Raw genomic sequence first — 21,412 nt, forward strand, 5'->3', positions numbered from 1 at the left:
GTTCAGCCGAGGTCGCGCAGGCGGGGAAGCAGTTTCGCGGCCGCTTCGGACGCGCGGACGACGTCGTCGTGGCCCGTCGGCATCAGGACGAGTTCGGTGAACCCGGCCGCGACGTAGCTCTGCGCGAGCCGCAGCGCACTGTCCGCATCGGACGGCAGCCGGAACTGCACGGCCCGCCGGATTTCCGCCGGATCACGGCCGACATCCGCGCAATGGCGGTCGAGTACCGACGAAAGCCGTTGCAGTTCGACGATTTCAGTGCCGGGAAGTGCCGCGTTGAGCCAGACGTCGGCGTGTTCGGCGACGACGCGCAGGCCGCGCTTTTCGCCGCTGCTGCCGAGCCACAGCGGCGGACGCGGTTGCACCGGTTTCGGATCGCTGAGCGCGCCGGTGAGGGTGTAGTGCTTCCCGGCGAAGTCGGTCGCCGGGCGCGTCCACAACAGACGGAGGATTTCGCAGGCTTCGGCGAGCCGTTCGACGCGTTCGAGCGCCGGTGGTGTCGGGGTGCCCATCATCGTGTCGGTCAGGACGTCGCCGCCCGCGCCGAGGCCGACGTCGAGCCGGCCGCCGGAGAGGTGGTCGACGGTCGTGGCGAGCTTCGCGAAGGTGCCCGGGTGCCGGTTGGTGTTGCCGGAGACCAGGCAGCCGATCCGCACGCGCTTCGTCGCCTCGGCCATCGCGGCCAGCAGGGTCCAGCCGTCGAAGATGTCGCCGGTGCGGTCCGGGCCCATCGGGGCGAGGTGGTCGAACACCCAGCAGCCGTCGAACCCGCCGTCGTCGGCGATCGCCCAGATCTCGCGCAGCGCGGTGACGCCGAGGTGCTGCTGGGGTGGCTTGAGGCCCACGGTGGTCATGAGGTTCTCCTGATTATCGGCGTGACAAATCATCAGTAAGACTGACGATCAGCGTAGGGGTAAGGTTCTCGCATGTCCAGCGACCTCGAGACCGGGCCGCCGGCCGCCGTCGGCCGGCGGCTCGGCTACCTGCTGAAACACGCCCAGCAGCGGCTGGCCGAGCTGGCCGAGCCGCTGTACGGGCCGCTCGGGATCACCGGGCGGCAGCTGGCGCTGCTCGCGTTGTTCGGCGAGGGGCCGGCGCAGTCGCAGCAGGACGGCGCGGCGCGGCTCGGGATCGACCGGACGACGATGGTCCAGCTCGTCGACGAGCTGGAGGCGAACGGCCTGGTCCGGCGCGAGGTCGCGCCCGGTGACCGGCGCAAGCGCCTCGTCCGGTTGACTGACGAGGGCGAGCGGGTGCGGCGGGCGGGCGAAGAGGCGACGCGCGAGGCCGAGGCGCTCCTGCTGGCACCCTTGGGCGACACTGCGGAGCAGTTGCGCACCGCGCTGTACCTGGTCGTTCGCGGCGAGTGAACGCGATCGGGAAGCAATCGGACGGCGACCGCGTTGTCCAGGTCATATCCGAAGAAAACCTCAGCTTTGGTAGAGGTTTTGGAACTGGGGGTCTCCCGTGGACAACACCTGGGCTCTGCTCAGCTCGGCGATGCGCGCCAACGACGTGCCGAAGGCGCTGACCCGCGGCACGTTCAAGCGCGTCGCCCGCTTCGCCCGGCCGCACTGGCGGTCGTTGCTGATCTTCCTCGTGTTCACCGTCATCTCGGCGGTGCTCGCGGTGACGACGCCGGTCCTGGCCGGCAAGGTGGTCGACGCGATCGTCGGCGGGCACGACCTGTCCGTCGTGATCTGGCTGGCGATCGTGATCGCCGGGCTCGCGATCGCCGACGCCGGCTTCGGCCTGATCGAGCGGTGGCAGTCCGCGCGCATCGGCGAGGGCATCATCTACGACCTGCGCCGCGCGGTGTTCGAGCACGTGCAGCGCATGCCGATCGCGTTCTTCACCCGCACCCGCACGGGTGCGCTGGTCTCGCGGCTCAACAACGACGTCATCGGCGCGCAGCGGACGTTCACCGCGACGCTGTCCGGCCTGGTCACCAACGTGATCCAGCTGGTGCTGTCGCTGGCCGTCATGCTCACGCTGTCCTGGCAGGTCACGCTGCTCGCGCTGGTGCTGCTGCCGATCTTCGTGCTGCCCGCGCGCCGGCTCGGCCGCCGGATGGCCGGGCTGCAGCGGGAGTCCGCGAACCTCAACGCCGGCATGACCACGCAGATGACCGAGCGGTTCTCCGCGCCGGGCGCCACGCTCGTCAAGCTCTTCGGGCACCCCGTGCAGGAGGCCGACGACTTCGGCGTGCGCGCCGGGCGGGTGCGTGACATCGGCATCCGGACCGCGATGCTGACCCGCTGGTTCATGACCAGCCTGACGCTCGTCTCGGCGCTGGCGCAGGCGCTGGTCTACGGCCTCGGCGGGTACCTCGCGCTGACCGGCCAGCTCGCGCCGGGCACCGTCGTCGCCCTGGCGCTGCTGCTGACCCGGCTCTACGCGCCGCTGACCGCGCTGGCCAACGTCCGCGTCGACGTGATGACCGCGCTGGTGTCGTTCGAGCGCGTCTTCGAGGTGCTCGACCTCGACCCGATGATCAAGGAGAAGCCGGACGCCTTGGTACTGCCGCCTTCGGAAGGCGTTTCGGTCGAGTTCTCCGACGTCCGCTTCGGTTACCCCGCCGCGGACCGGTACTCGCTGGCGTCGCTGGAAGACGTCGCCACGCTCGACCACCGCGGCGGCGAAGAGGTGCTGCACGGCATCTCGTTCCGCGCCGAGGCGGGCCAGATGGTCGCGCTGGTCGGGTCGTCGGGGGCGGGGAAGTCGACGATCGCGTCGCTGCTGCCGCGGCTCTACGACGTCGACTCGGGCTCGGTGCGGGTGTCCGATGTGGACGTCCGGGACCTGAGTTTCGCTTCGCTGCGGCAAACCGTCGGCGTCGTGACGCAGGACGGGCACCTGTTCCACGAGACGATCCGCGCCAACCTGGCCTACGCGCGCCCGGACGTCACCGACGACGAGATCTGGGAAGCGCTGGAGCGAGCCCGGCTCGGCGAGCTGGTGCACTCCCTGCCCGACGGCCTCGAAACGACGGTGGGGGAGCGCGGGTACCGGCTCTCCGGCGGTGAGCGCCAGCGGCTGACCATCGCGCGGCTGCTGCTCGCGCAGCCCAAGGTCGTCGTCCTCGACGAGGCGACCGCGCACCTGGACTCCGAGTCCGAGGCCGCGGTCGGCGAAGCATTGACGCACGCACTGGCGGGCCGCACGGCCCTGGTCATCGCGCACCGCCTCTCGACGGTCCGCGCCGCCGACCAGATCCTGGTCCTGGAGCACGGCGAGATCGTCGAGCGCGGCACGCACGACGAGCTCCTCGCCGCGAACGGCCGCTACGCGACCCTCCACGCCACCCAGTTCGCCGACCAGGAACCCGCCGTCGCGTGATCAGAGGGTCGTCACGCGTGATTGGGAAGTCATCTCGCGTGATCAGAGGGTCGACACGGTGTCAGTGCCGAGTCGACCCGCCAATCACGCGTGTCGACCTCTGAATCACGCGTGACGACCCTTCAATCACGCGGTCCCGGCTAGCGGAGCTGGGGGACCAGCTCGCTGTACTTGGCCAGCAGGGACTTGTTGGCCTCGTCGCCGCCCTCGACGTTGGAGCTGCGCCACAGCGGGACGTGGAGGCCCTCGGCGGTGCCGCGGTCGTAGACCTGGGCCAGTATGAGGTTCCACAGGAACGCGTTGACCACAGTGGACAGCGGCGCGGTGCGCGGGGCGTCCGGCGGGTAGCTCGCGTCGCCCGGGATCACCAGCGAGTCGAGCACCACGGTGCCCTGCTCGACCAGCGTGCTCGACGACCGCCGCGGCGCCGCGGCCACGCAGGCCCGCGACGTGATGGCGATGACGGCCGCGCCGCGCTCGCGCGCGCCGATGCACAGCTCGACCGGGTACGGGTTGGACCCGGACGTCGAGAACACGACCAGTACGTCGTCCGGGCCCGGCGCGCGCTCGGCGAGCACCTCCTCGGCGAGGCCGGTGCGGCGCTCGGTCGTCGTGCTGTGCACCGCACCGTGCAGCGGCAGCAGCTCCGGGTGGTACAGCGGGTAGACGCACGCGAGCCCGCCGGCCCGGTAGAACGTCTCGGCGACGGCGGCCAGCGAGTGCCCGGCGCCGGCGGTATAGACCAGTGCGTCGGCCCGGATCACCCCCAGCACCAGATCGGCCGCGGCCCGCACTGCTTCGGCGTTGGCCTGCTCGACGTCCGCCAGCTGCTTGGCGACACTGCCCGAGATGTCCGTGGCGCTCACCACACCCACCCTTCCGTCGGTGATCGGGCGCCGAATCTACCGCGAAGATGGTGGTACGCGGTGGAATAGCCGGGTGGCGTATCCAGGTTGATCCGGATGCGGGTGGTGAGTCCCGGACAGTGGGAGGGCGTGGGTGAGCGAGGCAGAACCGGCGGTGGCGGTGTGGCCGGCGCGCGGGCGGACCGAAGCGGTCGTGCTCGTGCTGCACGGCGGTGCGGAGCACGGCACGGGCGGCGTTCCGCCCTGGAAGCTCGCCCACCTGCGGATGGTGCCGATCGCGCGCGCCCTGCACCGGGCCGGGCGCGAGCACGGCGTCGAGGTGCGGCTGCTGCGCAACCGCCGCTACGGCTGGAACGCACCCGCCATGGACCCGATCCAGGACGCCCGCTGGGCCCTCGACCGCATCCACGCCGACCACCCCGGCCTGCCGGTGGTGCTGGTCGGGCACTCGATGGGCGGCCGGGTGGCGCTGCGCGTGGCCGACGACCCGGCCGTGCGCGGGGTCTGCGCCCTGGCCCCGTGGACGCCGCGGGGCGAGCCCGTCGGGGCCGTCGCCGGGCGCTCGGTGCTCGTCGTGCACGGTACCCGCGACCGGATGACCAGCCCGGTCGAGTCCCACGCCTTCGCCGAACGCGCCGAGGGCGTCGCCGCTCGGGTGGCCCGGTTCGAGATCGCCAACGAGGGCCACGCGATGCTGCGCCGCTCTTCCGTCTGGACCCGGCTGGCAAGTGCTTTCACAATGGAAGTAATCGCCGGGAGCACCGACGACACACTCACGGGCGCGTGGGCCGCGCCGGGACCCGAGCGGCTCCGAATACCCGTGTGACACCACCCCGAACAGGGCATTCGACGAAGGGCGCCGCGGGGGTGCGGCAATTAGGATCGAGCACCGGCGCACCAGGCCGGCCGGAGGGAGAACCCGTGACCACCTCGAGTGTCGACCGCGCGTCGACTCAGGACGTCCCCGACGAAAACCGGTGGCCGGGGCTGGCCGCCCCGCCGCACTCCGCACTGCGCGCGCGGATCGCCGCGAGCCTGTTCCGCCGTGCGGTCCGCCCGCTCGACGTCCGGGTGACGTTCCCGGACGGGACGGTGCTGGGCAACGGCGGGCCGGAAGCGCCCGAGATGCGGATCCTGCGTCCGGAGGCCTTCTTCCACCGCCTCGGCGTCGACGCCAAGATCGGCTTCGGCGAGTCCTACATGGCGGGTGACTGGGTCGCGTCCGACCTGGCCGAGGTGCTGACGCCGTTCGCGGCGCGGATGGCCACGCTCGTGCCGCCGGTGCTGCAGAAGTTCCGGAAGATCGCCGAGCGCACCCAGCCGCCGTCCGAGGAGAACAGCCTCGAAGGCGCGCGGGCCAACATCCACCGGCACTACGACCTGTCGAACGACCTGTTCGGCACGTTCCTCGACGAGTCGATGATGTACTCCTCGGCGTTGTTCGGCCCGGCCGACGACCTCACCGCCGCCCAGCACCGCAAGATCGACAGCGTGCTGGACTACGCCGGGGTCCGCGCGGGCAGCGAAGTCCTCGAAATCGGTACCGGATGGGGTGAACTCGCGATCCGCGCCGCCGCGCGCGGCGCCACCGTCACGTCGCTCACCATCTCGGAGGAACAGCGCGCGCTGGCCACCGAGCGCATCGTCGCGGCCGGCTTCGGCGACCGCGTCGAGGTGAAGCTGTGCGACTACCGCGAGTCGAGCGGGCAGTTCGACGCCGTGGTCAGCGTCGAGATGATCGAGGCCGTCGGCGCGTCCTACTGGCCGGCGTTCTACTCGACCATCGGCGAGCGGCTGCGCCCCGGCGGCCGGTTCGGGCTGCAGGCCATCACGATGGACCACGACCGGATGATGGCGTCGTCGCGCGCCTACACCTGGATCCACAAGTACATCTTCCCCGGCGGCATCATCCCGTCGGTGCGCTCGATCGAGGACGGCCTGGTCGAGAACACCCGGCTCAGGCTGGCCGGGATGCGCGAGTTCGGCCAGGACTACGCCCACACGCTACGGTTGTGGCGCGAACGGTTCCTGCACCGCTGGACCGACATCGCCGGGTTCGGGTTCGACGACGTCTTCCGCCGGATGTGGGAGTTCTACCTGGCCTATTCCGAGGCCGGGTTCCGCTCCGGCTACCTCAAGGTCCACCAGTTCGGTTACGAGGTGACCGACAAGTAACCTCCCGCGGCCAACCCGACCCCGGTGCCGCACGTCCTCCTTGCGAGGACGTGCGGTTGACTGACGAAGACACGTTTGTCCGAATCGGGATTGGGTGATGGGTGATGACGTACCGTGGCGATGACGGCGGCCGCCGGATGCCCCCGCCGCGGCCGCCCGCCGGCCGCTCCCGGGACCACCAGCGCGCGCAGATGATGCCGCTGCCCGGCCGGGGCCAGAGCCCCTACGACGAGCGCACCCGCCCGATGGGCACCCGCGAGCCGGAGTACATGCCGCCCCAGGGCCCGCCGCCGCGGCAGGCCCCGCCGAACCGGGGTGACGACTACCCGCCGTCACGGCCGCCGCGCCGGCGTCGCCGCTGGGGCTTCGGCCGGATCCTGCTGACGCTGCTGCTGGTGTTCGTGGTGTTCTTCGCCGGCATCTGGGTCTACCTGGAGTTCTCGATCAAGCGCGTCGACGCGCTGGCCGACTACGACGGCCGCCCGGTCGCCGCGGCCGGCACCAACTGGCTGATCGTCGGCTCGGACAGCCGTGAGGGCCTCACCGCGGCCGACGAGGAGAACCTCGCCACGGGTGACGTCGCGGCCGCCGGCGGCCAGCGCACCGACACGATCATGGTCGCGCACCTGCCGGACAACTCCACGAAGCCGACGTTGCTCTCCCTGCCGCGCGACTCCCAGGTGAAGATCCCGGGCCACGGCACGAACAAGATCAACGCGGCGTTCTCGCTCGGCGGGCCGAAGCTGCTCGCGCAGACCGTCGAAGGCGCCACCGGCCTGCACATCGACCACTACGCGGAGATCGGCTTCGGCGGGTTCGCGAAGATCGTCGAAGCGATCGGCGGCGTCGAGATGTGCATCGACAAGGACATGAACGACACGGTGACGGGCATCAGCATCAAGGCCGGCTGCCCCCAGACCCTCGACGGCCGCGAGGCGCTGGGCTTCGTCCGGATGCGGCACAGCGACGCGACCCCGCGCTCGGACCTCGACCGCGTCGCCAACCAGCGCAAGTTCATCGGTGCGCTGGTCAGCCAGATCGCCAGCCCGGGCACGCTGCTCAACCCGTTCGACTTCTTCCCGCTGCTGTCCGCGGCGCCGGACGCGCTGACCATGGACTCCGGCGACCACGTGCACAACCTCGCCGGCCTGGCGATCGCGATGCGCGGCATCTCCTCCGGCGGCGTGGTGACCACGACGGTCCCGGTGACCAGCGGGTCGGCGGAGAACTGGGACAAGAACAAGTCCAAGCAGCTGTTCGACGCGCTGAAGAACGACACCGAGGTACCCGACAGCGTCATCGTGAACTAAATGCCGCGCGCGGCGGGCCCCGGCCGGGGCACCATGGATCGATGGAGACCCCGGCCGAGACCTACCGCGACGGTGACCTGACGCTGACCCGCTGGCACCCCGGCGACCGCGACCTCCTGACCGCGCTCGTCAGCGGCTCCCTGGAACAGCTGGGGCCGTGGCTGATCTGGGCGACCGGCGGTTACACGTCGGACGACTCCTCGGAGTTCCTCCGGCTGACCGCGAAGCGCTGGGAGAGCGCCGAAGCGTACGAATACGCGATCGGCGTCGACGGCGAGGTGGCGGGCGGCGTCGGCGTGATGACGCGCGACGGCGGTGCCGAGATCGGCTACTGGCTGGCCCGGGGCTGGACCGGCCGCGGCCTGATGACCCGGAGCGTCGCGCTGCTGACGGCGGAGGCGTTCCGCCTCGGCGCCGGCTACGTCGAGATCATGCACGACGAGCTGAACGCGCGCAGCCGGGCGGTGCCCGCCCGGCTGGGGTTCACGAAGGTGCGCGAGGAACCGGCGGAGAAGCCGCTGGCGCCGTCGTGCACCGGCACGAACCACGTGTGGCGGCTCGACGCCTAGGCGACCTTGTTGCGCTCCCGCAGCACCTTCAGCGCCTGATCGGCGTGGACGGTGAAGTTCAGCTCGCTCTTGATCTTCTCGAGGATCCGGCGGTCCTCGCCGATCACGAAGGTCGCGCGCTTCGCGTGCAGGGGCAGGAGCCTGCGCCACACGCCGAACTGCTTGGCGACCTCACCCTCCACATCGGACAGCAGCGGGTAGTCGAAGTCGTTGGCCGCGGAGAACTGCCGCTGCTTGGTGACGCCGTCCGGGCTGATCCCGACCCGGTGCGCGCCGACCTCGGCGAACTCCGCGGCGAGGTCGCGGAAGTGGCAGCTCTCGGCGGTGCACCCGCCGGTCATCGCGGCCGGGTAGAAGAACAGCACCACCGGTCCGGTGGCCAGGAAGTCCGAGAGCTTGCGCTCCTGACCCTGGTCGTCGGGCAGCGTGAAATCGGGGGCGAGGTCTCCGGCGTCCATAGAGGTCCCTTCTCGTCGGCGGCAGAACCCATCCTGCCCGTCCTTCGGAGCCGACGTACGACCGGCTTGGTCGAGATCGGCCGCGGTTGGCGGGAGCAGCCCGCAGACGAGCCCGGCGCGCGGCTCGATGGCGCCGGGTGGCCGGTCGCTCGTTGCCCGGCGCCAAGGGCGCGAGCGCGCCGCCGCGGGCGGTGCGAGCAGGCGTCAGGTGGCCGGGTGCCGACGGTTCCCAGCGCCCCAATGTGGCGTTGGGTGCGTTGGACGCACCGAACGCCACATTGGGTGCTTTGGACGCAACCAACGCCACATTGGGGCGTTTGGCAGGCGCGTCAGCTTTCCGGGTGTCTCGCGATCAGCTCGTCCACCTCGTCGCCCGTGGCGGAGTCGTTGGCGAACTGGCCTCGGGCCGCCAGCACGCCCAGCTGGCGCAGCCGCGCCGCCTGTTCGTTGGTGCGGACGCCTTCCGCTCCTACGCGCAGCTGCAGCTCGCGGGCGCGGGTGACCAGCTGGGTCAGGTGGCGGATGTCGGACTCGGCCGGTTCCTCGGCGTCCAGGGCGTCGATCACCGGGCCCGACAGGATCACGTGCTTCACCGGCAGGCCGTGCTGGGGGATCAGCTCCAGGTCCGCCGAGCCCGAGATGGTCAGCACCAGCTGCGTGCCCAGGTCGGCCAGCACCGCGAACGAGTCCAGGACCTCGCCGCGCGGGTCGAGGACCGAGTCGCGGTCGGTGCACAGGCGCAGCGCCGTCGCCGGCAGCTCGTGCTTGGTCAGCTGCTCGCGGACCAGCATCACCAGGTCCGGGTCGATGGCCAGCCGCGTGGGCAGGCGGACGCAGACGTCCGGTGCCGCGTCGCCCAGGCGGGTGCGCCAGCGGGCCGTGGCGGCCAGGGACTCGGCGAGCAGCCAGCGGCCGAGCGGGACCGTCATGCCGGTGGTCTGGGCCAGCGGGTAGAACTCCTCGGAGCCGAGCTCGCCCTTCTCCGGGTGGTTCCAGCGCAGCCCGGCGTTGACCGCGGCGATCCGGTCGGGGTCGGCGAGCTTCACCGTCGGCTGGTAGACCAGCGAGAACTCGCCGTTCTCCAGCGCCCCGGCGATCACCGCGCCCAGCTGGTAGCGGCCGCGGTCGCGGGCGTCCAGCTCCGGGTCGAACAGCATCCACTGCGCCTTGCCGGCCTCCTTGGCCCGGTGCAGCGCGATCTCCGCGGCCCGCAGCAGCTCCGCGGCCCCGTCTTCGACGGCCGCGCGCACCACGATGCCCGCGCTGGCGCTCACGCCGATGCCGTGCCCGCCGAGGTAGATCGGCTCGTTGAGGTCCTCCAGCGCGCGCTCGACCAGCTCGACGACCTCGGCGGCGGACAGCTCGCCGCGCAGCAGCACCGCGAAGCCGTCGCCGGACAGCCGCGCGACGAACCCGTCGTGGTGGCCGGTGAACACGGCGGACAGCTTGCCTGCGACCCCGCGCAGCACCTGGTCGCCGACGCCGGCGCCGAGGCCGTCGTTGACGACCTTGAAGCCGTCGACGTCGAGGTAGATCAGCGCGATGTCGTCGCGCGCGCCGGCGCCGAGCGCCGCTTCGAGCTTGGTGGTGAACGACGACGCGTTCGGCAGCCCGGTGAGCGGGTCGTGGATGTTCTGGTGCACCAGCCGCTCCTGCAGCAGGTGCAGTTCATTCGCGTCGGAGACCATCAGCACCGGGTACACCGAACCCGGCCGGTCGCCGGGCAGCCGGGCGAGCGTGACGTCGGTCCAGAGCTTGCCGTCGTCGACGTGGTCGAGCAGCATCCGCTCCCGGAAACGCTCGACGCCGGTGCTCACGTGCTCCAGTCCGGCCTTGAGCCGGGAGACGTCGTGGCCGGTCGAGCCGAGCTCGGTGATGTGCCGGCCCCGCAACCGGTCCGGCGGGCACCCGAGCAGCTGGCCCAGCGCGAGGTTCGCCTCGACGATCCCGCCGTCCGGGTCGGCCAGCGCGATCCCCATCGGCGACGCGGCGTAGAGCGCGCTGAACCGCAGCAGCGCCCCGTCGTGCCCCGAGCTGACGTGGTCGACCGCGTCCGTCGCGACCCCGAGCAGGAGCTGTTCGAGCTCTTCCGGGGGAAGCGTTACTCCTTTGGTGTCAGCGAGCGTCGCCGCCCACCTGCGGGCCACGTCCACCAACCCTGGCGCGGCACCGGGCTCAGACACACTCCACCTTCTTCACGCACAGGTCTGGCCAGTTCAGGCGCGGTGCCGATGTCCGGGAACCCGCACGGGGCACCCGTCGGCGGCGGCCGATGCCACGCCATCACGTGTGTAACGGGGTGTCTACCGGCTGAACGAGTGACAGACCTCCACGATTGGTGACATCGTGTCACCATGTGTATCGGTACCCGGACGGGTGGCGGGTCAGCGAGGCGTCAACCGCACCGGGAGACCGTCCGCGGGCACCGGTAGCGAGACGTAGTCCCAGCGCGCGGTGTAACTCTCCGGAACCGACCAGCGGTACGCCCGCAGCATCTCGTGCATCAGCAGTTTCACCTCGAGACCGCCGAAGTGGAGCCCGATGCACTTGTGCGCGCCGCCGCCGAAGGGCATCCACGCCATCCGGTGCGACTTGTCCTCGCGCCGCGGCTCGGCGAAGCGCTCGGGGTCGAAGCGGAACGGGTCGGTCCAGCACCCGGGGTCGAAGTGGTTCACCGTCGGCGAGACGCCGACGAGCGTGCCCTCCGGGATGTAGTGCCCGAGGACCTCGGTGTCCTTGACGGTCTGGCGGGTCAGCGACGGCACCGGCGCGACCAGCCGCAGCGCCTCCTTCATCACGAGGTCGAGCGTCTCCAGCTTGTCGATGGCGTCGATGTCGAGGACGTCGTCGCCCAGCGCCAGTGACTCCGCGCGCGCCCGCTCCTGCCACTCCGGGTGTTTGGCGAGGTAGTAGGCCATGGCGCTGCTGGTGATGGTCGTCGTGTCGTGCGCGGCCATCATCAGGAAGATCATGTGGTTGACGATGTCGGTGTCGGAGAACCGGTCGCCGTCCTCGGTGGTGGCGTGGCAGAGCGCGGCGAACAGGTCGTCGCCGTCGGCGGCCCGCTTGGCGGGCAGGGTCTCGCCGAAGTAGCGTTCCAGGACCTTCCGCCCGTGCAGCCCGGCCGACCAGCGGCCGCCGGGCACCGGGACGCGCACCAGCGCGGTGCCGGCCCGCACGGAGCTGACGAACGCGCGGTTGATCCGGTGGGAGTCGGCGCCGCTGCGCATGCCCATGAACACGCGCGTCGCGACGTCGAGGGTCAGCTGCTTGAGCGACCAGTACAGCCGCGGCCGCTCGCTCGTTCCCCAGGTCGCGACACCCTCGCGCAGGGCCGGGCCCATCTCGTTGACGTAGCCGGTGAGCCGCGCCCGGGTGAAGGCCTCCTGCATGATCCGGCGGTGCAGGTGGTGCTCGCCGAAGTCCATCAGCATCAGGCCGCGCTCGAAGAACCGCTCGATGAAGAACTTCCAGCCCTCCTGCGAGAACGCCTTGTCCTTGTTGACGAGCGCGATCTGCGTCGCTTCCGGCCCGGACAGCGCGACGATCCGGCGGCCGAACCCGCCGGTCCACGACACCGGGCCGTAGAGCTCGTGGCGGCGGAGGCCGAACGCGGGGCCGAAGCGCATCATCTCGAGCATGTGCCCGACCACGGGCGGGCCTTCGTCGCCGAGCACGGGCTTGAGGCCGCTGCCGGCGGGCGGCGTCGCGAGCTCCTGGACGGGCCAGCGCGACCGCAGCCACCGCTGGTCGACGGCGCGGGGGAGGGGCAGCGAGGTCAGCGGGGGCACGCGCTCACGCAACGTTTCGGCGGCCCGGCCCACAGTGCGCGTCAAGCTGACCATCTCCCCGTCGAGATCGGCTACCCCTCCACGATGCACCCTTGTTGACCACCTGACAACAGTCTTTTCGGGTGAGCCGTGAAGGACTCCTTACCGGCGCTAAGAGCCGGTAAGGAGTCCTTCACGGCTTTGGAGCCGCGGTTCTGTCGTACCCCGCCGGTAAACTGGAAGACGGGGGCGGCGGCCCGCCCCGGGCGTCAGTCCAGCTCGGTGCGCACCTGCCGGGCCGCTTCGACCAGGTTGCGCAGCGCCGGCTCGACCTCCGCGTAACCGCGGGTCTTCAGGCCGCAGTCCGGGTTGACCCACACCCGCGACGCCGGCACCGCGCCCGTCGCCGTCCGCAGCAGGCCGGCCACCTCGGCCGGGGACGGCACGCGCGGCGAGTGGATGTCGTACACCCCGGGCCCGACGCCGCGGCCGAAGCCGGCCGCCGTCAGGTCGGCGAGCACCTCCATCTTCGAGCGGGCCGCCTCGATGCTGGTGACGTCGGCGTCGAGCGCGTCGATCGCCGGCAGCACCTCACCGAACTCCGAGTAGCACATGTGCGTGTGGATCTGCGTCGCGTCGGCGATCCCGGACGTCGCCAGCCGGAACGACGACACCGCCCAGTCGAAGTACGGCTGGTGGTCGCGGGAACGCAGCGGCAGCAGCTCGCGCAGGGCGGGCTCGTCGACCTGGATGACCTGGATGCCCGCCGCTTCGAGGTCGTGCACCTCGTCGCGGATGGCCAGGGCGACCTGCCGGGCGGTGTCGCCCAGCGGCTGGTCGTCGCGCACGAACGACCACGCCAGGATCGTCACCGGCCCGGTCAGCATGCCCTTGACCGGCTTCGGCGTCAGGCCTTGGGCGTAGCGGGCCCACGCCACGGTCATCGGCACCGGGCGCGAGACGTCGCCGTAGAGGATCGGCGGCCGGACGCAGCGGGAGCCGTAGGACTGCACCCAGCCGTGGTCGGTCGCGGCGAACCCGGCCAGCCGCTCGGCGAAGTACTGCACCATGTCGTTGCGCTCGGGCTCGCCGTGCACCAGCACGTCGAGGCCCAGCTCCTCCTGCAGCCGGACGACCCGCTCGACCTCGGCGCGCATCGCGTCGTCGTACCCGGCGTCGTCGAGCGCGCCTGCCTTGTGCGCGGCCCGCGCCTTGCGCACTTCCACGGTCTGCGGGAACGACCCGATCGTCGTGCTCGGCAGCGGCGGCAGGTTCAGCGCCGCCTGCTGCGCCGCGGCCCGCGTGGCGTACGGCGCGCGGACGGTGTGCTCCGGCCGCAGGTCCGCGAGCCGGGCGCGCACCCGGTCGTCGGCCAGCTCGGCCGCCGACGCGCGATCGGCGACGACCCGGCGGGCCGCCGTCAGGTCGACGTCCTCGCCCGCGAGCGCCTTCCCGAGCAGGACGACCTCGTCGACCTTCTGCTTCGCGAAGGCGAGCCAGCTCTTGAGCCGCGGGTCGAGGTCCTCCCGTGAGACGTCGTAGGGGACGTGCAGCAGCGAGCACGACGTCGACACGCTGACCTTCGCCGCCGCGCCGAGCAGGGTCGCGGCCCGGCTCAGCGCCTTCTGCGGGTCGGTGCGCCAGACGTTGCGGCCGTCGACGACGCCGGCCAGGACCTCCTTGTCCCGCAACGCCCCTTCGGCCGCCACGGCGTCCACAAAGGACTCATCGGTGACCAGGTCGACGGCGAGCGCCTCGATGGGGGAGCGGGCCAGCACGCCGAGCCCGCGGCCCAGGCCGCCGAAGTAGCCCGCGACCAGCAGCTTCGGCCGCGCGGTCTCCTTGCCCAGCCGGTGGTAGGCGCGGATGAGCGCGTTCAGCTCGTCTTCGGAGCGGTCACCGGCGAACGCCGGCTCGTCGAGCTGGACCCACTCGACGCCTTCGTCGTGCAGCTGCCGCAGCAGGTCGGCGTACGCGTCGAGCAGGCCGTCGAGCAAGTCCAGCGGCCGGAACCCCTCGTCGCCCTTGCTCAGCAGCAGGAACGTCACCGGCCCGACCAGCACGGGCCGCGTCTCGATGCCCAGCGCGCGGGCTTCGCGGTACTCGTCCAGGGGCTTGGAGCCGGTGAGCGCGAACGTCGTGTCCGGGCCCAGTTCGGGGACGATGTAGTGGTAGTTCGTGTCGAACCACTTCGTCATCTCCATCGCCGGGGCGTCCTGGACGCCCCGGGCGGCCGCGAAGTAGGTGTCGAGCTTCGACAGGCCGAGCCCGGTGAAGCGTGCGGGCAGCGCGCCGAACAGCTCGGCGGTGTCGAGCACCTGGTCGTAGTGCGAGAACGTGTTGGACGGCACGGAGTCCAGCCCGGCGTCCCGCAACCCTTGCCACGTCTGAACCCGCAGCTCACGACCGGTGGCCAGCAGCGCGGCTTCGTCGTTCTTGCCCGCCCAGTAACGCTCGAGGGCGCGTTTGAGCTCCCGGTCCGGACCGATCCGGGGGTAGCCCAGCACAGTAGTGCCGATTTCGGTCACAGCTCTCTCCTCGCGAGCTCGTTCGAGGAGTCCGGACGCGCGCGGCGGCGAGCGTTTCGGTGCGTGCCCATCCCGCGAGGCCCGGACTCGCGCACGCCGTCGGCGCACGCACCACGGGCAGGTCTTCGGACTCGTGGGCGTACCGCTCGCGCCTACCGGCCGTCGCTTCCCAAGCTCGCGCTCAGTGCTTACATGACGGCTTTCGTTCCCACTCACCGCTGCGGGGCAGTCCCGGATTCACACCGGGTTCCCTGTTGCCTCGACAGAGTGTGACCTCACGCACAACAAAGCTCGGCCACGCCCTGGCGAACCAGTGGCGTGGCCGAGCCTAGCCGGAGAACTCAGTCCCAGTCGAGGGCGCCGCCCGACTGGTACTCGATGACGCGCGTTTCGAAGAAGTTCTTCTCCTTCTTCAGGTCCATCGCCTCGGACATCCACGGGAACGGGTTCTCGGTCTCGCCGAAGATCGGCTGGAGGCCGATCTGCTGCGCGCGCCGGTCGGTGATGAAGTGCATGTACTGCTCGCACAGCTGCGCCGACAGGCCGAGCATCCCGCGCGGCATGGTGTCACGCGCGTACGCGACCTCCAGCTCGCACGCGTCCTTCAGCATCCCGCGCACCTCTTCCTGGAACTCTTCGGTCCACAGGTGCGGGTTCTCGATCTTGATCTGGTTGATGCAGTCGATGCCGAAGTTCAGGTGGATCGACTCGTCGCGCAGGATGTACTGGTACTGCTCGGCGATGCCGACCATCTTGTTGCGGCGGCCGAGCGAGAGGATCTGCGCGAAGCCGGTGTAGAACCACATGCCCTCGAAGATCACGTAGAACGCGACGAGGTCACGCAGGAACGCCGTGTCGGCTTCCGGCGTCCCGGTCTCGAAGTCCGGGTCCTCCAGGTGCTGTGTGTACTTCAGCGCCCACGCGTCCTTGTCCGAAATGGACGGAACCTCGCGGTACATGTTGAACAGCTCGCCCTCGACCAGGCCGAGGCTCTCGCAGATGTACTGGAAGGTGTGCGTGTGCACGGCTTCCTCGAACGCCTGGCGCAACAGGTACTGGCGGCACTCGGGGTTGGTGATCTGGCGGTACACCGCGAGCACGATGTTGTTGGCCACCAAGGACTCCGCGGTCGCGAAGAAGCCGAGGTTGCGCTTCAGCATCTGCCGCTCGTCCTCGGTGAGGCCGTCGGTCGACTTCCACAGCGCGATGTCGGCCTGCATGGCGACCTCGGTCGGCATCCAGTGGTTGTTGCAGCCGGCCAGGTACTTGTCCCACGCCCACCGGTACTTCATCGGCAGCAGCTGGTTGACGTCGGCGCGCGCGTTGATCATGCGCTTGTCGTCGACGTTGATCCGGGCCGCCCCGACCTCGATCTCACCGAGGCCGGTGACGCCGGTCGTCTCCACGTTGGTCATATCGCTCACTTCGGCAGGTGGGCTCGTGAGTGTTTAGGGCGGTTAGAACCGCCCTAAACACTCACGAGCCGGGGCGGGCTTACTGGCAGGCTTCGCAGTCGGGGTCGTCGATGCGGCAGGCGGCGCCTTCGGTGGTGACGAAGTCGACGTCCGTCTTCGGCAGCTCCTTCGGCTCCGGCTTGGCGGCCGGCGCGGTCACCGGGATCGCCGGGACGGCCGCGGCCGGCGACGGCGAGGGCGCCGGGGCCGGGGTGGCCGCCGGGGCCGCCGCGGGAGCCGCGGTGGCGGTGGCCGTGCCGGCCGAGACGGCGTTCAGCTTGCCGTCGGTGCCGCGCAGGGTGCTCTTCTCCACGTGCGTCGCGGACTGCGCCCGCAGGTAGTACGTGGTCTTGAGGCCCTTGTGCCACGCGTAGCGGTACAGCTCGTCGAGCTTGCGGCCGCTCGGCGCCGCGATGTACAGGTTCAGCGACTGCGCCTGGTCGATCCACTTCTGGCGCACCGAACCGGCGTCGACGATCCACTTCGACTCGATCTCGAACGCCGTGGCGTACAGCGCCTTCAGGTCGTCCGGCACCCGGTCGATCTTGCCGAGGCTGCCGTCGAAGTACTTGAGGTCGCTGACCATGACCTCGTCCCACAGCCCGCGCTGCTTGAGCGAACGGACCAGGTGCGGGTTGACGACGGTGAAGTCGCCGGACATGTTCGACTTGACGAACAGGTTCTGGAACAGCGGCTCGATCGACTGGCCGACACCCGAGATGTTGGAGATCGTCGCGGTCGGCGCGATCGCCATCACGTTGGAGTTGCGCATGCCGACGGTCTTGACGCGCTCGCGCAGCGGCGCCCAGTCGAGCGTGGTGGAGGTGTCGACGTCGAGGCCGTCACCGCGGCGGGCGTCGATGAGCAGCTGCAGCGAGTCGATCGGCAGGATGCCCTTGCTCCACAGCGATCCCTCGAACGACTGGTACTGGCCGCGCTCCTCGGCGAGGTCGGTCGAGGCCGAGATCGCGTAGTAGGAGAGGTGCTCCATGGAGACGTCGGCGAACTTCACGGCGTCGGCGGAGGCGAACGGGACGCCGATCTCGAACAGCGCGTCCTGGAAGCCCATGATGCCCAGGCCGACCGGGCGGTGGCGCAGGTTGGAGCGGCGCGCCTCCGGGATCGTGTAGAAGTTGATGTCGATCACGTTGTCCAGCATGCGGACGGCCGTGCGCACGGTCTTCTCGAGGCGCTGGGTGTCCAGGCCCTCGGGGGTGACGTGCTTGAGCAGGTTGACCGAGCCGAGGTTGCAGACCGCGACCTCTTCGCTGTTGGTGTTCAGCGTGATCTCGGTGCACAGGTTCGACGAGTGCACGACGCCGACGTGCTGCTGCGGCGAGCGCAGGTTGCACGGGTCCTTGAACGTGATCCACGGGTGGCCGGTCTCGAACAGCATGGTGAGCATCCGGCGCCACAGCTCGACCGCGCGGATCTTGCGGAACACCTTGATCTCGCCGCGCTCGGCCATCGCCTCGTACTCGGCGTAGCGCTGCGAGAACGCGTTGCCGTAGAGGTCGTGCAGGTCCGGGGTCTCGTTCGGCGAGAACAGCGTCCACTGCGCGTCGGCCTCGACGCGGCGCAGGAACTCGTCCGGCACCCAGTTGGCCGTGTTCATGTCGTGCGTGCGGCGGCGGTCGTCGCCGGTGTTCTTGCGCAGGTCGAGGAACTCCTCGATGTCCACGTGCCAGGTCTCGAGGTACGCGCAGGCCGCGCCCTTGCGCTTGCCGCCCTGGTTGACCGCGACGGCGGTGTCGTTGGCGATCTTGAGGAACGGCACGACACCCTGGGACTGGCCGTTGGTGCCCTTGATGTGCGCGCCGAGGCCGCGGACCGGGGTCCAGTCGTTGCCGAGGCCGCCCGAGTACTTCGCCAGCAGCGCGTTGTTCTTGTACGCCTGGAAGATCGAGTCCAGGTCGTCGTCCACCGTGGTGAGGAAGCAGGACGACAGCTGCGCGCGGGTGGTGCCCGAGTTGAACAGCGTCGGCGTCGAGGCCATGAAGTGGAACGTCGAGAGCAGCTCGTAGAACTCGATGGCGCGGGCTTCGCGGTCGTCCTCGCGGATCGCCAGGCCCATCGCGACGCGCATGAAGAACGCCTGCGGCAGCTCGAAACGGACGCCGTTGTGGTGCTGGAAGTACCGGTCGTACAGCGTCTGCAGGCCGAGGAAGCCGAAGTCGAGGTCACGCTTGGCCTCGATGGCCGCGGTGATCTTGTCCAGGTCGAAGGAGAGCAGCTCGCCGTCGACCAGCTCCAGCTCGACCGCGCGGCGCAGGTAGTCGCGGAAGTACGCGGGGTACTCGCCGGCCATCTCGTCCTGGCTGGCCAGGCGCGGCTTCTTCGCGAGGTAGCTCAGGGCCTCGCCGCGCAGTTTGTCCAGCAGCAGCCGGGCGCTGACGTAGGAGTAGTTCGGCTCCTGCTCGACCAGCACGCGGGCGGCCATGATCTGGGCCAGTGCGAGCTCGTCGGCGCTGATGCCGTCGTAGAGGTTGCGCTTGGCCTCGGCCAGCACCGGCTCGGCGGTGACGTCGTCGAGCCCGGCGACGGCCTCGCCCACCACGTGGGACACGCGGGCCCAGTCGAGCGGACGCAGCACGCCGTCGACGCCCTTGACGCTCAGCGTCGCCTCGGCGGGCGTCGTGGGCTCGGTCGCCTTGCGGGCCTTGCTGTGCTCCTCGCGGTAGAGGACGTAGGCGCGGGCGACCTTGTGGTGCTCGCCGCGCATCAGCGCGAGCTCGACGATGTCCTGGATCTGCTCGATGTGCAGCGCGGTCTCGGGACCGGCGTGGCGCAGCAGGGTGGTCTCGACCTGCTCGGTGAGCTCGGCGACGACGTGGTGCACGCGGGAGGACGCGGCGGCGTCGCCGCCCTCGACCGCGAGGAACGCCTTCGTCAGCGCGACCGAGATCTTCCCGGCGTCGAACGGCGACACGCTGCCGTCCCGCCGGATGACCCGGATCGCGGTGGGGCTGGAGTCGGCGGCGGCGGGCGGCCGCTGACCGGTTTCGACTGACATGCGTGTCTCCAAATTTGGACGCGTTGGATCGCCACAGGGTCTCATGAGGCCATGTGCTGCAAGTTCTTCGAAGCTGCCCGGCAGTACTCTGCAGCGGTCTCCCCGTCGCTGGGCGTTGCCGGTCCACAGAGACTACATGTAGGGGTTGGAGGCTGCACGTGCCCCAATGGGTGGCGTGTCGCGGTCTCACCCTCGCGGGTTACGCGGTCACCGAGAGGTGCTGCTCAGGCCCCGGAACAGGGAGTTCGGGGGCCGGTTCGAGCCTCGACCGGGGCGGCCTGGAGCGGCCGACACGCCGCTCGGCCGGGCGGAACGCGGGGCGGCGGCCCGGCTGAGCTTGATCGGGTGGCGCGAGAGGGCACGCCGGAAGACGGTCAGGCGCCGAAGCACATCTCGGACGCGAGGAGTTCGAGGCTCGTCACCGGGCGTCGCGAAGCGAGGTAGCCCAGCGGTCCGCCCGGGTTGAAGCTCCAGTCCGCCGACGCCGGACGCGGGCGGACCTTCGCGCCGACCGGCGTCCGCAGGAGACCGTCACGCTCCTGGACGACGTCGAACGACGTCGGCAGCCGCAACGGCAAGCCGGCGCGGCCCTTGAACGCCGCCGTCGCTATCCAGTCGTCCGCGGTGGCCGCCGTGGCCGTGAAGGTGCGGCCGCTCGTGAAGTCCAGCGTGGCGAGGTCCTTCGGGATCGCCCACAGGTCGCGGCCGCCCTGGAGGGAGACCTCGCTGTCGACCCAGATCTCGGTGATCGAGCACGAGACCCGGCGCCCCTTGACCGCCACCGCCGCCAGCAGCTCGTGGTAGGCGAGCTGGCCGGGTGGCGTGTAGTCGATCCACGCCGTGAACACCGACGCGTGCCCGGCGATCACCAGCGGTTCGGCGGGCACCGCGGGCAGGTCGGCCACCGGGACGCGCCAGATCGAGACGCGCGCGTCCGCGACGAGGTGCCAGGGCTGCGGCGGGTAGGCGGTCATGCGTCCAACCAGGGGAGGTAGCCGGGCAGGTCCTTGTCGACGCGCAGGCCCCACGACGGCGGCCGTTTCTGCAGGAACGACATGACCCCTTCGACGGCGTCCGCGTTCGTGCCCAGGCCGCCGATCAGCCGCGAGTCGAGTTCGTGCACCGGGAACGGCGAGTCGGCGCTCGCCATCCGGTAGAGCAGCTGCCGGGTGACCGCGACGGACACCGGCGCGGTGTTCGCGATCAGCTCACGGGCCAGCCTGTACGCCTCGTCGAGCACCGTCCCGGTCGGGAAAACCTGGTGCACCAAGCCTTTCGCGAGGGCCTCCGCCGCGGGGAAGACGCGGCCGCTGATCATCCAGTCGAGCGCGGTGCCCATGCCGACGAGCCGGGGGAGGAACCAGGCCGACGCGCCTTCGGGGTAGATGCCGCGGCGGGTGAAGACGAAGCCGAACCGCGAGTCTTCGGAGGCGAGCCGGTAGTCGCAGGGGAGCGTGATCGTGCTACCGGCGCCGACGGCCGCGCCCTGCAGCGCCGCGATCACCGGCTTGTTCATCGTGAAGATCCGCTTCGAGCAGCGGCCGGCGGGTTCCTGCCAGGCCGCGTCCGGCCCGGTCGCCGGGTCGAAGTCGAACCCGCCCTGGGACAGGTCGGCGCCGACGCAGAAGTCGTTGCCCGCGCCGGTCAGCACCACCACGCGGACGTCCTCGTCGCGGTCGGCGCGGTCCATCGCCGCGCCGAGCTCGTCGGCCATCCGGATCGTGTAGCCGTTGCGCGCCTCGGGGCGGTTCAACGTCACCGTGGCGATCCGGTCCGCGACGGCGTAGGTGGTCTCGGCCATGGCGATGAAACTAAGGCAGACCGACACTACTGGCAAGATGTCAATAGTGTCTCCGCAGCGTCCGGGGTGAAACAATCAGGCGTGCTTGATTTTTATCGAGGCCGGTGCCACGCTGGGCGGCAGTACGCA

General features: G+C 70.5%; 16 protein-coding genes and 1 riboswitch. Of the genes, 6 read left to right on the forward strand and 10 right to left on the reverse strand.

The window, feature by feature from the left end; genetic code table 11:
• Nucleotides 1-2: 2 nt before the first annotated feature.
• Nucleotides 3-854: an LLM class flavin-dependent oxidoreductase gene (locus OG439_RS03775; RefSeq protein WP_326947914.1), complete on the reverse strand. Its 852-nt coding sequence runs from the start codon at nucleotides 852-854 to the stop codon at nucleotides 3-5.
• 72 nt (nucleotides 855-926) lie between these two features.
• Between OG439_RS03775 and OG439_RS03780 the strand changes: the two genes are divergently transcribed.
• Together OG439_RS03780 and OG439_RS03785 are read left to right on the forward strand one after the other, a co-directional pair.
• Nucleotides 927-1,370 (forward strand): MarR family winged helix-turn-helix transcriptional regulator, encoded by a 444-nt coding sequence (locus OG439_RS03780; protein WP_326947915.1) that lies wholly within the window; start codon nucleotides 927-929, stop codon nucleotides 1,368-1,370.
• A 97-nt stretch (nucleotides 1,371-1,467) separates the two neighbouring features.
• A complete protein-coding gene (locus tag OG439_RS03785) occupies nucleotides 1,468-3,339 on the forward strand; it encodes an ABC transporter ATP-binding protein (RefSeq protein WP_326947916.1) in 1,872 nt (623 codons plus the stop codon).
• A 140-nt stretch (nucleotides 3,340-3,479) separates the two neighbouring features.
• On the opposite strand, the gene OG439_RS03790 is transcribed toward OG439_RS03785, so the two are convergent.
• Complete coding sequence (locus OG439_RS03790; protein ID WP_326947917.1) at nucleotides 3,480-4,208, reverse strand: SIS domain-containing protein; 729 nt, start codon at nucleotides 4,206-4,208, stop codon at nucleotides 3,480-3,482.
• Nucleotides 4,209-4,338: 130 nt separating this feature from the next.
• Here OG439_RS03790 and OG439_RS03795 point away from each other — a divergent pair, with 130 nt between their 5' ends.
• The 4 genes from OG439_RS03795 to OG439_RS03810 all read left to right on the forward strand — a co-directional run bounded on the left by OG439_RS03795 (nucleotide 4,339) and on the right by OG439_RS03810 (nucleotide 8,259).
• Nucleotides 4,339-5,031 (forward strand): alpha/beta hydrolase, encoded by a 693-nt coding sequence (locus OG439_RS03795; RefSeq protein WP_326947919.1) that lies wholly within the window; start codon nucleotides 4,339-4,341, stop codon nucleotides 5,029-5,031.
• Nucleotides 5,032-5,126: 95 nt separating this feature from the next.
• On the forward strand, nucleotides 5,127-6,380 hold the full coding sequence (locus tag OG439_RS03800; protein ID WP_247049243.1) for an SAM-dependent methyltransferase: 1,254 nt from the start codon (nucleotides 5,127-5,129) through the stop codon (nucleotides 6,378-6,380).
• 104 nt (nucleotides 6,381-6,484) lie between these two features.
• Nucleotides 6,485-7,690, forward strand: a complete 1,206-nt coding sequence (locus OG439_RS03805) for an LCP family protein (protein WP_326947920.1) — start codon at nucleotides 6,485-6,487, stop codon at nucleotides 7,688-7,690.
• A 41-nt stretch (nucleotides 7,691-7,731) separates the two neighbouring features.
• Nucleotides 7,732-8,259, forward strand: coding sequence for a GNAT family N-acetyltransferase (locus OG439_RS03810; protein ID WP_326947921.1), 528 nt, complete (start codon nucleotides 7,732-7,734; stop codon nucleotides 8,257-8,259).
• Here OG439_RS03810 and OG439_RS03815 read toward each other — a convergent pair.
• From OG439_RS03815 to OG439_RS03850, 8 genes are all read right to left on the reverse strand, one after another.
• Nucleotides 8,256-8,717, reverse strand: a complete 462-nt coding sequence (locus OG439_RS03815) for a peroxiredoxin (RefSeq protein WP_326947922.1) — start codon at nucleotides 8,715-8,717, stop codon at nucleotides 8,256-8,258. The two genes, OG439_RS03810 and OG439_RS03815, sit on opposite strands and share 4 nt — an antisense overlap.
• Before the next feature lie 329 nt (nucleotides 8,718-9,046).
• A complete protein-coding gene (locus tag OG439_RS03820) occupies nucleotides 9,047-10,864 on the reverse strand; it encodes a diguanylate cyclase domain-containing protein (protein ID WP_326947923.1) in 1,818 nt (605 codons plus the stop codon).
• Nucleotides 10,865-11,101: 237 nt separating this feature from the next.
• On the reverse strand, nucleotides 11,102-12,562 hold the full coding sequence (locus OG439_RS03825) for a cytochrome P450 (RefSeq protein ID WP_326947924.1): 1,461 nt from the start codon (nucleotides 12,560-12,562) through the stop codon (nucleotides 11,102-11,104).
• A gap of 194 nt (nucleotides 12,563-12,756) precedes the next feature.
• Entirely contained in the window at nucleotides 12,757-15,015 is a 2,259-nt protein-coding gene (gene metE, locus OG439_RS03830; protein WP_326947925.1) for a 5-methyltetrahydropteroyltriglutamate--homocysteine S-methyltransferase, read from the reverse strand.
• Between the two features lie 99 nt (nucleotides 15,016-15,114).
• A riboswitch (cobalamin riboswitch) is annotated at nucleotides 15,115-15,308 on the reverse strand.
• Nucleotides 15,309-15,356: 48 nt separating this feature from the next.
• Nucleotides 15,357-16,430 (reverse strand): ribonucleotide-diphosphate reductase subunit beta, encoded by a 1,074-nt coding sequence (locus OG439_RS03835; protein ID WP_326947926.1) that lies wholly within the window; start codon nucleotides 16,428-16,430, stop codon nucleotides 15,357-15,359.
• 79 nt (nucleotides 16,431-16,509) lie between these two features.
• A complete protein-coding gene (locus OG439_RS03840) occupies nucleotides 16,510-19,482 on the reverse strand; it encodes a ribonucleoside-diphosphate reductase subunit alpha (RefSeq protein ID WP_326947927.1) in 2,973 nt (990 codons plus the stop codon).
• A gap of 374 nt (nucleotides 19,483-19,856) precedes the next feature.
• A complete protein-coding gene (locus tag OG439_RS03845) occupies nucleotides 19,857-20,456 on the reverse strand; it encodes an acetoacetate decarboxylase family protein (protein ID WP_326947928.1) in 600 nt (199 codons plus the stop codon).
• Nucleotides 20,453-21,283 carry an enoyl-CoA hydratase-related protein gene (locus OG439_RS03850; protein ID WP_326947929.1) on the reverse strand — a complete coding sequence of 277 codons (831 nt, stop codon included), beginning with the start codon at nucleotides 21,281-21,283 and terminating at the stop codon, nucleotides 20,453-20,455. Before OG439_RS03850 ends, OG439_RS03845 begins: the two co-directional genes overlap by 4 nt.
• Nucleotides 21,284-21,412 lie beyond the last annotated feature (129 nt).

The sequence above is a fragment of the Amycolatopsis sp. NBC_01307 genome (assembly GCF_035975215.1).
Taxonomy (GTDB): Bacteria; Actinomycetota; Actinomycetes; order Mycobacteriales; family Pseudonocardiaceae; genus Amycolatopsis.